Origin of the sequence: Bremerella sp. P1 (genome assembly GCF_028748185.1) — a bacterium.
In the GTDB taxonomy this organism is placed as follows: Bacteria; Planctomycetota; Planctomycetia; order Pirellulales; family Pirellulaceae; genus Bremerella.
The window spans coordinates 2,144,558-2,157,529 of sequence record NZ_CP118164.1 but is presented as its reverse complement, the minus strand read 5'-3'; the positions used below and the strand labels follow the sequence as shown (position 1 = coordinate 2,157,529).

12 protein-coding genes are annotated in these 12,972 nt (G+C 55.7%); 6 read left to right on the top strand and 6 right to left on the bottom strand.

The window, feature by feature from the left end:
- The first annotated feature begins 50 nt into the window (after positions 1-50).
- Both PSR63_RS08880 and PSR63_RS08875 read left to right on the top strand, forming a co-directional pair.
- Positions 51-806, top strand: a complete 756-nt coding sequence (locus PSR63_RS08880; RefSeq protein WP_274332528.1) for a hypothetical protein — start codon at positions 51-53, stop codon at positions 804-806.
- 138 nt (positions 807-944) lie between these two features.
- Positions 945-1,250: a hypothetical protein gene (locus PSR63_RS08875; RefSeq protein WP_274332526.1), complete on the top strand. Its 306-nt coding sequence runs from the start codon at positions 945-947 to the stop codon at positions 1,248-1,250.
- 28 nt (positions 1,251-1,278) lie between these two features.
- On the opposite strand, the gene PSR63_RS08870 is transcribed toward PSR63_RS08875, so the two are convergent.
- The gene (locus tag PSR63_RS08870; RefSeq protein ID WP_274332524.1) at positions 1,279-2,211 is read right to left on the bottom strand and encodes a histone deacetylase family protein; all 933 of its coding nucleotides are present in this window, start codon (positions 2,209-2,211) and stop codon (positions 1,279-1,281) included.
- Between the two features lie 264 nt (positions 2,212-2,475).
- Here PSR63_RS08870 and PSR63_RS08865 point away from each other — a divergent pair, with 264 nt between their 5' ends.
- Positions 2,476-2,913, top strand: a complete 438-nt coding sequence (locus PSR63_RS08865; RefSeq protein ID WP_274332522.1) for a hypothetical protein — start codon at positions 2,476-2,478, stop codon at positions 2,911-2,913.
- A gap of 56 nt (positions 2,914-2,969) precedes the next feature.
- On the opposite strand, the gene PSR63_RS08860 is transcribed toward PSR63_RS08865, so the two are convergent.
- A complete protein-coding gene (locus tag PSR63_RS08860; protein ID WP_274332520.1) occupies positions 2,970-3,314 on the bottom strand; it encodes a histidine triad nucleotide-binding protein in 345 nt (114 codons plus the stop codon).
- A 390-nt stretch (positions 3,315-3,704) separates the two neighbouring features.
- On the opposite strand from PSR63_RS08860, the gene PSR63_RS08855 reads away from it, so the two are divergent.
- A complete protein-coding gene (locus PSR63_RS08855) occupies positions 3,705-4,286 on the top strand; it encodes a hypothetical protein (protein ID WP_274332518.1) in 582 nt (193 codons plus the stop codon).
- On the opposite strand, the gene PSR63_RS08850 is transcribed toward PSR63_RS08855, so the two are convergent.
- Together PSR63_RS08850 and PSR63_RS08845 are read right to left on the bottom strand one after the other, a co-directional pair.
- Positions 4,283-4,645, bottom strand: coding sequence for a hypothetical protein (locus PSR63_RS08850; protein ID WP_274332516.1), 363 nt, complete (start codon positions 4,643-4,645; stop codon positions 4,283-4,285). The genes PSR63_RS08855 and PSR63_RS08850 overlap by 4 nt on opposite strands.
- A gap of 121 nt (positions 4,646-4,766) precedes the next feature.
- The gene (locus PSR63_RS08845; protein ID WP_274332514.1) at positions 4,767-5,723 is read right to left on the bottom strand and encodes a DUF1559 domain-containing protein; all 957 of its coding nucleotides are present in this window, start codon (positions 5,721-5,723) and stop codon (positions 4,767-4,769) included.
- Positions 5,724-6,222: 499 nt separating this feature from the next.
- Here PSR63_RS08845 and PSR63_RS08840 point away from each other — a divergent pair, with 499 nt between their 5' ends.
- Positions 6,223-6,537: a hypothetical protein gene (locus tag PSR63_RS08840; RefSeq protein WP_274332512.1), complete on the top strand. Its 315-nt coding sequence runs from the start codon at positions 6,223-6,225 to the stop codon at positions 6,535-6,537.
- Between the two features lie 367 nt (positions 6,538-6,904).
- Positions 6,905-10,834, top strand: coding sequence for a family 10 glycosylhydrolase (locus tag PSR63_RS08835; RefSeq protein WP_274332510.1), 3,930 nt, complete (start codon positions 6,905-6,907; stop codon positions 10,832-10,834).
- Between the two features lie 3 nt (positions 10,835-10,837).
- On the opposite strand, the gene PSR63_RS08830 is transcribed toward PSR63_RS08835, so the two are convergent.
- Together PSR63_RS08830 and PSR63_RS08825 are read right to left on the bottom strand one after the other, a co-directional pair.
- Complete coding sequence (locus PSR63_RS08830; RefSeq protein WP_274332508.1) at positions 10,838-12,073, bottom strand: sulfatase-like hydrolase/transferase; 1,236 nt, start codon at positions 12,071-12,073, stop codon at positions 10,838-10,840.
- 100 nt (positions 12,074-12,173) lie between these two features.
- Positions 12,174-12,965 (bottom strand): WecB/TagA/CpsF family glycosyltransferase, encoded by a 792-nt coding sequence (locus PSR63_RS08825; RefSeq protein WP_274332506.1) that lies wholly within the window; start codon positions 12,963-12,965, stop codon positions 12,174-12,176.
- Positions 12,966-12,972: the final 7 nt, after the last annotated feature.

Here is a 12,972-nt window from a genome sequence, read left to right as displayed (position 1 = left end):
GCAGTTCAGATTTCTAAGTTCATCCTTCGAGCAGGTTCGTCACGAGCGAAATGATTACGCGTCGAAAGTTTCTCGCTAGTTCCGTAGCTGTGACCGCTCTTGCCGCAGGCTGCTCGAAGCGTGCCGAACCGACCGCGGCAACTTCCCTGTCACCGGAAACAACGCCCGACAGCGCCGATGTGGATGCGCTGTACTATGAAGCGTTTCAGGCTGACGCGCCGAAGATCGACGTGAACCTGCCGCTGATTGACGCTCTCTGGGAGCTTGATCCAATCATTCGCGAGCGGTTTCCCGAGGAGTTTGACGACGGCATCGCGGCGCTCGGAATTACCTTCTTAAAACCAAAGCATTTCGTCAACGGCGACTACTCCTGCACACCCAAGAACTCCGCTGCGTTTGCCTGGTCTGGTGGCGACGGAGAGCACTACAGTTTCATCGTTCGCGATTATCGAGTGGATGAAACCTCGCCCGTCATACTGACGGCACCTTCAAATTCTAACGACGAGAACCACTTGCTTGCGGAGAACTTCCGCGACTTTCTGCGACTTGGTCTTCGTCGTGGTTTTTTTGGGCTGGGGCAGTTCGCTTATGCTCCTGAGGTAGCGTTGGCCGCCTACGGGGATCCTGATTGGAAGCCGACCAATAGAGATCACTATAGTGTCGGCTTCGTTCCCGATGAGCGGCAACGCAAGATCCTGGCTTTCGTCGCTGAGTCACTTGAACTAGAACCGTTAAGCTACACAGCAGAAGAATATAACAAGCTACAGGAACGCCTCGAAGACTTGATCGAAATTGAATACGAATAGGCCGCTAAACAGCGGTAAGCGACTGATTGACATGCATGTTGTGCAGCGAACCATGACTAAGGCGAATTACAATAAGAATTTCGCTTCTGGGGGAATCTGAGACATATGCCAGCGAATGCCAGGACCAGCCTTCTCGCCGTGGCAAGCCTTAGCATCATTGCGATTTGGTATCTGCTCTGGCTGGCCTGTGTGATCTACGTCTACGTTATGCGAGGAGCGACGGGGCAGAGGTGGGATATGATTCCCATCATGTGGGCCTGTTGGGCAGGCTGGTATCCGTTCTGCGTTCTGGCGACTGTACTGGGGATTCAGTCCCTGCTACGTATCCACTCCTCGAATGGTCTGCTCCGAGGCAGCGGCATAGCGATCACCAGTATTGCATTGAGTCAGGCAAGCTTTGTTGTTGGGTTGGTCGGTCCATACCTTCCCGACTTCCTGCCGTAGCTAAAGCAGTCGCATTGTACGGTAACGTTCAGCCTGGCGACCAACTCTTCAGCATCGCTTCAGTTGTGTCGCAATGGATAGTCGCAATGTCTTCCAAGTTGTCGGCGTAGCCGCCGGCCATGGCCAGGGCGACGGGTAAATGATGCGTCTGACAAGCTTGAAAAACCATTTCGTCTCTTTGCAGCAGGCCTGCCTGGGTTAGCTTGAGCGTCCCAAGTCGGTCATGCTCGTAGCAATCCGCGCCAGCGAGGTAAAAGGCGATATCGACATCCGAGAGAGGCAAACGGGCGAGTGCCTCGGACAGGAGTTCCAAGTAGGTGCTGTCCGACGTTCCTTTGGGCAAGGCAATATCGAGGTCACCGTTGCATTTCGAGAAGGGAAAGTTCTTGTCTCCATGCATTGAAAAAGTGAATACACTCGGGTCTGCCAAGAATATCGACGCCGTGCCGTTTCCTTGGTGGACATCAAGATCGATCACAACGGCCGAACGAATCCGTTGCTCGGCTTGCAAGACGCGCACGGTGACCGCGACATCGTTGAAGACACAGAAGCCTTGCCCATGATCGGCAAAAGCGTGATGAGTGCCACCGGCCAGGTGCGCGCCAGCACCTTCAGTAAGAGCAGCCCTGGCAGCCCCCAGCGTTCCACCGGTCGACCGGCGAGAGCGTTCTACCATTTCTGGCGACCAGGGAAATCCAATTCGTCGCTGCTCAAGCGAGGAAAGCGTTCCGTGTTGAAGCTTTTCAAGATATTCGTTGGTGTGGACCAACAACAGTTCATCGTCGGTAACCGCGCTAGGGATGCAAAACTCTAATCGATCTTTCATCCCTCCACTTTGCAGCCGTTCTCGCAGCATGGCGTATTTGTCGATGGGGAATCGATGGCCACTGGGTAGCGGAAGTGGGAAGCTGTCACTATGGAATACCTTGAGAGTCTGGGTTGGATCCATGAGTGTTGTCAAACTCTGAGCACCTTGGAAATACTCTTTGCGAGAAGCAGTTCGAATTGTCTATCAGAAACACGAAGTCCTGACCTTACCCGACAGTTTAGACCGTTGTTAAGCGAGTGTCCTTAAGAGATCTTTCTGGCGATGCCAACGGTGTAAATCGCTCGCGAAGGTTATCGCCCTCCCACTTGTTGCGTTCGGGGGTAATCTGCGGTTCTTTCCCGGATCATCGTTGCCGTGTTGGTGTCCTGGAGAAAATCGGTTCAATTTTGAGTAGTCATGTTTGATCTTGTCCAAGCACTTTTTCTTCTGCACGCCGCTTCGACCTGGTACATGGTCGGACTTATTTGGTTTGTCCAGGTGGTTCATTACCCTTTACTTGCCGCGGTTGGAAGCGAGCAGTTCTCCGAATACGAGCGATGCCACGTCGCATTAACGACTTGGGTAGTCGGACCGCCTATGCTGATCGAATTATCCACCGCGGTCTCGCTCTTATGGATGCGGCCTGGAGCCGTTGAACTCTGGCAGGTCTGGGCGGGATTGCTTGCCCTGCTGTTGATCTGGGCGTCGACCATGTTCTTGCAGGTTCCTTGCCATGACATATTGTCTCGTTCATTCGACGAAAGTGCTCATCGACGCTTGGTCCGAACGAACTGGCTAAGAACGCTTGCTTGGAGCTTTCGTGGCTTCGTAGTACTACTCATGCAAAGCGTCTGAAGTTGGCACGAAGGCTCCGTACACGTGACTGGCAACCCATTCATTAAGGAAGATGATTAACCTGGCGGCCAGGTCATCTGACGGCCGCCCAGCAAGTGATAATGCAAATGCGGCACTTCCTGGCCTCCAGCTTCTTTGCAATTGACGATCACACGGTAGCCTTCTTCCAGGCCCAAGTCGCGGGCCAGGTTGCGAATGACGAGCCACATGTGGCCGATCAGGGCGGCGTCTTCGTCGGCGACGTCGTCAACCGTGGCAATCTCCTTTTTGGGGATGATCAACACATGGGTCGGAGCTTTGGGAGCGATGTCCATGAACGCCAGACAGTGGTCGTCTTCGTAGATAATGTCCGCTGGGATTTCTTTGTCGATGATTCGCTTGAAGATCGTCTTTTCCGACATCGTAGGTGCCTTTGGAATGGGGGATCAAATACGCTGTTCAGGCTACCACTTCCCCTTGGTAGTTCAAGCTGGCGAAAAAATTTTTCACACAAGCGTTCGTCGATGAAAGCACTCTCGCACCAGACCGCTTCTTAACAAACCTAAGTTGCCATGGTGACTTAGATTTCATCGGTGCCGTTGGATGCACTTGCTGGTGTGTAGTGACGGCATAGCTAGCGAGCGAATTTGTGTGAACTCGTGTGAAACCGCGTGCCGAAACGGTACTTAGGAGAAGCTGGAAAGCATGGCAAGATGCGTGCTCCCGGCGAGTTCTCTTTCGACTTGGCCTTCGCAAGGATGCGACGCGCCAACTCGTTTCTCAATCGATTTCGACGCAAGGGGGTACGCAGGATGCGCTGCCGCGAACTTGTCCTGGGGATGCTGTTTTTCGGGACCGCTCAACCACTTCTAGCCGAAGATGTTCGCTACGTCGAACGTAACGGAGTGACCTATCGCGAAGTCGTACAGAAAGTCAATGTGCCGGTCTCGGAGACCAACTACCAGACCCACACCGAGAAGTTCTACCAAGAGCGGCTGACGACCGATATTCAAGAGTCGCAGCGGGCCTACTATACCCCGGTCACCGAGTACCGCTGGGAAGCCTACACACCGTTTACCATCAACCCGTTCGCCCCGCCGCGGGTTGCCTATCGCTGGGTACCGCGGACGCACTGGGAGCAACGTACGGAAACCGTTCGCACACCGGTCACACGCCGCGAACTGGTCCCGGCCGAGCGAACGGTCTCGCGGCCTGTCACCACGCTAAAGATGGTCGAGCAGGAACAGGTAACGCGGATTGCGATTGCTCCGCCAGCTCAACCGGCCGCAAGTGTCGCTTCGCGAAATGCGATCGGTGGGGTTTCTAACTTGCAGAACGACCCACCACGGATCGGTTCGACTTCACTCACGCCGATGGGTAACCTGCGTCGCTAATTGCTCGGCGTCGGCAGTTCGCCGGTCGCTGAACGAAGCGATGCCATCTGCTCGGTGACTTCGTCTTTGCCGGCATTCGCCTCAAGCAGCTCTTGAAGCTTCTTCGCCTCGTCGCGGACTTTGGCAAACGCCTCGCTACGTTCGGCGCTTCCTTCCAGCGACTCAAGCAGTAGCGCAAGATCGCCTGCAGCTCGAGAAGGAGCTTTTTCGGCCTTAGTCAGGAAGGTCTCGACCTGATCCTTAGTCATTTGCCCAATTTCTCCGTCGGAAGTTCCGCCCCCTTGAGTCGCGGGACCGGAAGGGCATCCAGTAAAGAGAATCAGGCATGCGGCCAGAAGCAGAAAGTTGCGTGTGATCATGATGGTTGTCGTTACGTGTGTTGGGCGGAAGATGTCGGATGAATAAAGAAAGCCCATTTGCTGGACGAGCAGATCAAATGGGCTTTTCTGGTTAATGTTGGGTTCGGGGAAGTTGACCGAATTAAGGAAGTTGGGTCGGATTGCCGTCAGCGATGGCCAAAGCGTTAACGTAGATGGTTTCGTCAATCGTCTCGGCCACGAATTGGCAGCTGGCATCACCCAAGCACATAACCACGCCACCTGGATGGAAGCTGCGAGCGGCAACACAACCGTCGAGCGTGTCGGGGTTGCTGTTCATTCCATAGATGGTTTGCGAGGTCGAATTGAAGGAGTAGTGCGACGAGTCGTACTGCTGATTATCATTCGGTGTTAGGATGTTCGAGCCATTGCGACCATTGAATGTGGCACCGGTGTTCCAACCCCAGGCACCGCGGTCGTCGCCGCCGGAACTGACGATGAAGATCTCGCTCAATATGATCGAGTTAGAGGTTCCGTCGGTCATGTCACGAAAGTTGGCACCATACTGCTCGACGCAGCTGAACGCACCCTTGCGGGCGCTGTTGTTGAAGTCCGTTCGTCGCCATTGTCGCGCGGCACCCAGGCTGACGGCATAATTGACTTTGGAAAAGCCATTGAAGTCTTGCGTCAAGCGTCCCGTGACATCGGGATGACTTGGGCAAAGAAAAGCGTCGGGACGTTGACGAGTTACCTGGTTATTCCCACTGGTCGCATTGCCATTACGGGCGATGACCCCAAAGTTGTACTGAGCGTGAAGATTGTCCTGCTCAATAAATGGCAGCAACATCAACGCCCAAGTCGCTCCCCAATTGCCATCGCGACCGTTCTCTGGCGCTTGCGTGCCTGAACCCAGCCAAATGGCTGCGGGAGGAAAGCTGCCAAAGGTGTCGTGATAATTGTGAATCGCCAAGCCCAATTGCTTTTGTTGGTTGGTGCACTGCATACGTCGAGCTGCTTCGCGGGCTTGCTGTACCGCAGGCAATAACAAGGCGATTAACACGCCAATAATGGCGATCACTACCAACAACTCGACGAGCGTGAAGCCAGATTTCTTGTGCATGAAAGCGGTCTCCGAGCAAGGAATGGATAGATGAGGAATAACTGAATCGACCAGGACGAAGCAGGAATCTGAGGAGTGAATGTTGACTCGCCTTGGCCCGATAGCGGCTCCGACTTTGCGACTACCCAGGGCCGGTATAGAGGAAAACCGGAGTTTTTGACTATTTTACGTCCGATTTGTAAAAGTGCAACAAAAAAACACAATGGCGATGAATTCCGTTGCGGGGTGTTGTGCGGCACTGAGGAGGGGTTCTGCGTAGTCTGCGCGAATGGATATAGCGTCAGGCGTGTTGTTGCGACGGCTGTGCGAATGACTACCAAGGTACGCTTTACAAGTCTCTCTTCCGAAACTGCACGATATGCGGGCTGTTCGCTCTGTGCCTATGAATACTGATGTAACTTCCCATCAGAAAAAGGTTTGGCTTCGCTAGCACACGTTCCGATACCTGCTTGTGTGAAAGGCAATGTGGCCAGTTGGAATTGAGGAGGCATTGGTAGATATGGCAAAGAAAGACACCTTCCGAGTGGTGACCCGTGGGGCAAACGGCGAGATCCGAATCAAAGACTACGAATCGGCCGAGCCACTGCTCAAGATGCACTCCCAAGTCGGTACCGAAGACAGCAGCACCGATCTCGCACTGCGTGGCATGCCTGTTTTCCGTGGTTTGATCGGTCCTATGCCCGAAGGCAAGACGATCATCCGCTACGAATCTCCAGAGGTCTTTGAAACGCTGACCAAGGAATGGGGTGCCGCCAAGCCAAAGCGTCGCCGACGTCGTACCGCCGCACCCGATAGTGCCACAACAGAAAGCTAAACCACATTTGAACTTAACGCGGTTTCCCAATAGCCGGAAGCCGCTCTATGAGTCACCCTCCCGGGCGATCCCGCCGAGTGTCCTGTTCTCGGCGGTCGCCATAGCGAGAAGCGCGGATCACGGGTGGTTGAGAAATATCGCACGAGAATTCTCCAGAACTGGGTATTGGAGAGTTTCTCTCCTTTACCCTGTTTCTCAACCACCCGGCGCTCTCGCCGATCTAAAACAAGCACCTTCGCACTCTGTTGCGAGGAAGCGGTGACACGATCTAATTTCGCTCTGGCAGCGATTTCCGTTCTCTGTCTATAATCCGCGGCCATTGTCCAATCAGGACACATTATTCCGTTCCTCCGAGATATGCAGCGTTATGCTGGAACGACTGGTACAGGGAAGTCCCGGCCGACAGCACTCCGATCGTCTGCGCCGACACGCGAATAGGAAGTTCGCGCGACGGTTTGCGTCGTTCTGTGCGTTGCTCGTTGCGCTGTTGGCAACTGCCAAGTCGCATGCTCAAGCGGACGTACCGGTCGAAACCATTCGCAGCACCTTGCGAATCGCCTGGGGCGGTAATTCCGAAAAGCGTTGGCGAGGGAATATCTCGTTGACGGCCGGTAAGATTCGCCTGGTCCATCTACTCGGTATGGAAGCCGATGAAGCCAGAGCCGTCCAACCGGCTCGAGGGCGGATCGAGATTAATCATCTCACTCCGCGTATCTACGACGGATTTGATGTTCAGATCGAAGCTCCGCCTGGGGCTCAGCTCACGATCCAACTCTCAGGTAGTCCAAACGATCAGATCGCGCCCATTTCCATCCCCGTGACATCGCTGTTGCAGCAGCCCTACCAGGCGGCACTCGACGACCAGGGCTCACGCATCCTGGTGCAGCGTGCTCCCGGCGATATTATCCGAGCCGAGCTCTATCGCGATCACCTGGTCTTCTCACCAAAAGAACCGTTACGAGCAAGCATTACCGGCTATCGTACCCAGTTCCCCACCGGAACGACGGTCGAGACCTTGGTTCGCTTGCGTCCTGCGCGTGCCGGCCGATCGATCTGGGAAAAGAAGTTCACCAGTACGGTTGATGCCCAAGGGAAGATCGACCTGGGCGAGGCCGTCGAAGTCGAAGTACCGGCCGAAGAAGGCGTGTACGAACTCGCCATCACGATGACGGAACAGCGGCTGAGCAGCCTGGTTTTCGCTTCCAAGCCGACTCACCAACGCATCTTACAGTTTGTGGTGATCGATCCCGAGCTTCAGTACGTGCCCAGCACGGAAGAACCTCGTATGTTGGCCTCATTCGATCCAACGCATGCTGACTGGTGGCCAAGGCTCTCGAAGCTGGCTTCCTACAATCCATGGATCAAGTCGAAGACATCCGAGCTGCACAACAACCTGACAAAGACGGTTGATCATAACGATCGTAAGTGGCAGCAATTGCAGCCGGGCGGATGGCACGCGTATCCTTTGCCAATCGAGACGATGGGCACACCGTTGGTGGTTGAGGTGGAATACCCGACCGACCTGGCACAAAGCTTAGGCATCAGCATTGTCGAGCCCGACGCCGCCGGCATGATCACCCCGATTGGAATCGACTCCGGCGTTGAAGTTCCGCAGCCGCAGCCAGGGGATAAGCCAGGCGAAGCCAAGCACCGACTCGTCTTCTGGCCGCGTACCAACACGCCCATGCTGTTGTTGACCTGCCGTGATGCCGAGAAGCCTTCGACCTTTGGACGCATTAGTGTGTTGGCAGGTCGACCGGTCATGTCTGGGGATGAAAACGAAACACCAGCCGACGCCACCACGTCCGACGATGATCGTCTGGCGATTGCTTTTTGGGATAAGCCCCTGTTTGCCAAGGGATTCGGCGCCCCAGAAGACCTAAACGCGGCCTCTAACCGATCGCTGGAAGACTGGCTCACGTTCCTGGAAGGGAGCAACCGTGTTGTCGAGCACATGAAACGCGTCGGTTTCAACGCCGCCTGCGTAAGCGTAATGAGTGAAGGAGGAGCCCTTTATCCGAGCCCTCACTTCCGCTCGACTCCGAAATTCGACAAGGGGTTGTTCTTTGATGACGGTCGCGATCCCTTCAAGAAGGATATCGCCGAACTTCTATTCCGGCAGTTCGATCGAGCCAATTTGCGACTCATTCCGGCGATGGAATTGAATGCTCCGATTGTCCGCCTGGAAGAAGCCCGTGTGACTTCCGCCGATCCAAACTATGCCGCGCCGCTGAACCATCTTGGCCAGCCGGCAATGGATCAGCTCGGCTCGTCGGTGGGTGAAGGGGCCTATTACAATCCATTGAACGAAGACGTTCAGCAGGCCATTAGCGATCTGGTGCTCGACTTCGTCTCTCGATATGGCCATCACCCATCCTTCGCCGGCATTTCGCTGAACTTAGACGGCGATGGGTTTGCCTTGTTGCCGGGTCCCCAGTGGGGCATGGACGAGAACACCCTGTTGTTGTTCGCGCAGACCTTGCCGCCAGTGCAGCAGCAAGTCTTCGCGAATCTCCCTGGCGATGTGAAAACCCGCAGCAACTGGGTTTTGGAAGAACAATGGCAAGAGTGGCTCAAGTGGCGTGGCCAGCGGATGTTTCAACTGCATGCCCGCCTGGCGACCATTCTGCGAAGTGCCAACTCAAATGCCGTGTTGTACCTGAACACGGCTGGCTGCTTCCACGGACCGCATGCCAAAGAACGACTGACGCCTGAGCTGCCTCGTACGGTAACCACGACCGATGTTCTGCTGGAACTGGGTATTGATGCCAAGCGTTACAAGGCTCACCCAAACATCGCATTGCTGGAAACCAACTTCGTTCGCCCGAAAGGGAACGAGAAGCGAGCCCGCTGGTACGCTCATTACCAAGCGGCACGAGAAGAAGAGGTTTCCTACGGCGACGAAGACAATCGCAGCGTGATGCACTTCCATGTGCCTGATACGCTACATGTCGCCGGCTTCGATCAAGCCAAACCCTTTGGGCGTGACGGAACGTTTACCTGGATTGCTTCGCAGTTCGCTGGCAGCGGCGCCGAAGTGCGGCGTCCGCTGGTCGAGCATTTGGCCCAGGAAGACGATCTCTCGATCTTCTATGGTGGGTGGATGGTGCCGATGGGGCAGGATCAGTCACTGCACGAATTTCTGTCTGTCTATAAACAACTGCCGCGTGGCAACTACCATCGCTTGAACGTACCCCAATCGCAGCCGCTGGTGATCCGCAAGCTATCCGCCGGAAGTGAGACAACGCTTTACTTCGTCAACCCAACGCCATGGGATTTGAATGCATCTCTCACGGTGCAACTGCCTGGCAATGGTGTGATTACTCCTCTGGCGAACAGCCAGATCTCTCGCGGCCCGCAGCCCAAGGGAGAAAGCCAATGGAGCGTCACGATCCCGGCGTACGGTTTGATTGCCTGTAAGGTGAACGTCTACGATGTCGCCATCACCGGGGCGAAGGTGTATCTGCCTACCGGGGTGATGCGAACGATGCGTGAAAAGCTGGATGCGTTGGCACTACGCCTGCGAAGCATCCGGGCGATGCCTCCGGTTGCGATCCTTTCCAATGGCAACTTCGAGCAGGCATCGACTGGTGGCGAGATCCCCGGCTGGACGATCAGCAATCAGCCCGGCACAACGATTGGGCTCGAAAAAGTGAAGGTCTACGAAGGCCTGCAATCGCTACGAATGCAAAGTAATGGCCAGGTCGTATGGGCGCGGAGTGAGGAGCTCGAAATCCCCGATAGTCGGCGGATGATGCTCAAGATGCACCTGATGAACGATGGTCGCAACATTCAGCCCAACCTAAGGATTGTGTTGGATGGCTACATTGGCAGTCAGAATGTTTACCGTCCGGTCTCGGTTGGCTCAGGCACCCCGTTCCCGCTACAGTCGGAGTGGAGCGAGTTCGCTTACCCTGTGCTCGATCTTCCACCGGAATTGGAACGTGCCAAGATCGGTTTCGACATGATGGGCGAAGGCAACGTTCTGGTCGATCGAATCGAAGTCTATGATGTTGCTTTCCGCGACAACGAGATCAACCAACTCAACAAGTTGGTTACGCTCGCTTATGCCAAATACCAACAGGCTGACGTCGGCGATTGCCATCGCCTGTTGGGTAGCTACTGGGTGAAGTTCCTCGAGCGGCATGTGCCCATCTCTCCAGCCCTCGCGCAGCAACTCGAACAGACCCGCGCGGCATCGATGGCTCAGAAGAATGCTCCGAAGGAAGAGCCAGAAACCAAGACCTGGCTCGAGACCTTCCGCAGCTACACGCCACGCTTCCCACGCTTCCAGTAGTCGTTACTGCACGACCGTGCGAAGTTCTTCCGGCAGTTCCGGCAGCGGCAGATTATTGCGATAGGCGTGTTCCATCGCCAACGCTGTTTGCAGGCCTGCCTCCGCGATATTCTTGCAGCGGTCAGCAACGTTGTTCACATCCCAGCGATCGTCAGGTTTGACAAACAACTCAGTCGCAATCTGGTGGATGTCGATCTCATCCAGCGGAGTCTCTAAGTCAGGCAGGTGGTATCGCAGGCTCCAATGATCGCAGCGGAAACATCGCTGATCGGCCACCCCGCACAGGACGAACTCACGCTCGTCCCTCAGACGGACTTCAAGCAAGTTGAGCCCTTCCTGGGGGGATGCTTCCAGTCCGAATGTCTGTGCGATCGTTGGAAGAATATCACCCAGTCGTGCGAGGCCTTGGCAGCGAGCCAGGCCATCTTTCCCGCCAGGCAGACGAATCAAGAGAGGCACGTGCAGCGTATCGCTGTAGAGACGTACCGTCGATTCGTCATCGCGTCCGATCTGTCCATGCAAACCGAGCGGATAACCACCGGTCGAGGTCAACACAACCAGCGGCTGTTGGTCCTCAGGTAGCTCTTCGATGGTCGCCAGGAGTTCCCCAAGCAGCATATCGAGCACGGTGACCTGGCCAGCATAGGCCTGGGTGATGCCCAGGACATGGTCGGAATCGAACTCGCGGTTTTCACGTTCGAAGGGAGGGTGCACCATGGTTGGCGGATCGGGATCCTCTTCGTCGGCGAGATCTTCCCGAAAGCTGTACGGGGCATCCCATGGACCCAGCAGCCCGCGGGCATGAGCCCAGATGATCTCCTCGCGTGCTGGTTCTTCGAGCCAATCGAGAAGGACTCCAGCGAAGCGAGCGATTGTCGTTTCTTCTGGCGAATTAGCTGCCTCTTCGGCAACTCCGGGAAACGTTTCGACCGAAGTGAGCCGAGTTGTGTCGCGTAGCTCGAGTAAGCGCGGGTCGTCAGAAAGAAGGTGCACCGGAATGTCGGCATCGGCCAGGGCACTCATCAAGCCGTTGGGCTCGACGGGACCAATTGGATGAGAGCCTTCAAACAAATGCGGATAGAGGTCCAGTGGGGCAGGGCACTCCGACAGGCACTGCTCGAAGAGGACCGACTGGCAAGCCCACTGATCGAGCGCCGGTGTATCGAGCCACGAGTTCCCGTAACAACCGAGAAACCCGGCTCCCCAACCATCAACCACCAATACCAGCGCGCGACGCACGATCTATCCTTCTTGTTACTTGCAGCTCAGACTTCTGGGGGACTCCCCAAAAAGCGAGTGAATGATTCGACTTCCTTGTCGCAACTATAGAGGGATGGTGCTATTTGGAAAAGTCGGGGCGACGCAGGCCCGGCTTCATCCATTCGTTCCAGAGGATGCGTGGAAAGACGACCGCATCCTTGGCATAACGCTTGGCCAAGCGTTTCGGGTCGGTGCCGATACGGTAGGCCCACTCCAGGCCGGTTCGCTGCATCCACTTGGGAGCTCGGCTTTTTTCGCCGGCTAAGAAGTCGATGGTTGCACCAGCACAAACGGCCACTTTGGCGGCCACTTGGTGACGGACGTTATGGATCCACAGTTCTTGTTTAGGAGCCCCCAGCCCAATCACTAGCAGCTGTGGCTGGGCATCAGCGATGCGTTCCAGGATCTGCTGATTCTCTTCTGGATCGTTCTCGAAGCCCAGTGGCGGACTGTAGGTTCCCACGATCTGCACGTTGGGGTATTGCTTGTGGACATTGACGGCAGCTCGCTGAGCGACCCCAGGGGCAGCCCCTAGTAGGAAGGTTTTCAGCGGGGCCGATTTGTCAGCGGCGCGGAACAGGGCAGGGATCAGGTCGCTGCCAGTAACTCGCTCGGGAAGCGGTTTGCCAAATAGTCGCGAAGCAAACACCACCGGCCAGCCGTCGGCCAGCACGAGGTCAGCATCGCGGTAGGCATCACGAAGGGGAGCACTGGTTTGCAGCAGTACCGTGTGATCGACATTCGGCGTAACGACAAAGCGGCACGCGGCATCGGTTTCGCTGTTGCACCAGTTCATCAACCGATCGACAGCCCCACTCATGCGGAGCGAATCGATCTCGATACCAAACATTTCAATGCGGTCAGAACTCATCGTGCGG

Coding starts and splice junctions, on each gene's coding strand:
- PSR63_RS08880 (WP_274332528.1), top strand. CDS start 51: ATGATTACGCGTCGAAAGTTTCTCGCTAGTTCCGTAGCTGTGACCGCT.
- PSR63_RS08840 (WP_274332512.1), top strand. CDS start 6,223: ATGGCAAAGAAAGACACCTTCCGAGTGGTGACCCGTGGGGCAAACGGC.
- PSR63_RS08850 (WP_274332516.1), bottom strand. CDS start 4,645: ATGATCACACGCAACTTTCTGCTTCTGGCCGCATGCCTGATTCTCTTT.
- PSR63_RS08825 (WP_274332506.1), bottom strand. CDS start 12,965: ATGAGTTCTGACCGCATTGAAATGTTTGGTATCGAGATCGATTCGCTC.
- PSR63_RS08855 (WP_274332518.1), top strand. CDS start 3,705: ATGCGCTGCCGCGAACTTGTCCTGGGGATGCTGTTTTTCGGGACCGCT.
- PSR63_RS08865 (WP_274332522.1), top strand. CDS start 2,476: ATGTTTGATCTTGTCCAAGCACTTTTTCTTCTGCACGCCGCTTCGACC.
- PSR63_RS08860 (WP_274332520.1), bottom strand. CDS start 3,314: ATGTCGGAAAAGACGATCTTCAAGCGAATCATCGACAAAGAAATCCCA.
- PSR63_RS08835 (WP_274332510.1), top strand. CDS start 6,905: ATGCTGGAACGACTGGTACAGGGAAGTCCCGGCCGACAGCACTCCGAT.
- PSR63_RS08845 (WP_274332514.1), bottom strand. CDS start 5,723: ATGCACAAGAAATCTGGCTTCACGCTCGTCGAGTTGTTGGTAGTGATC.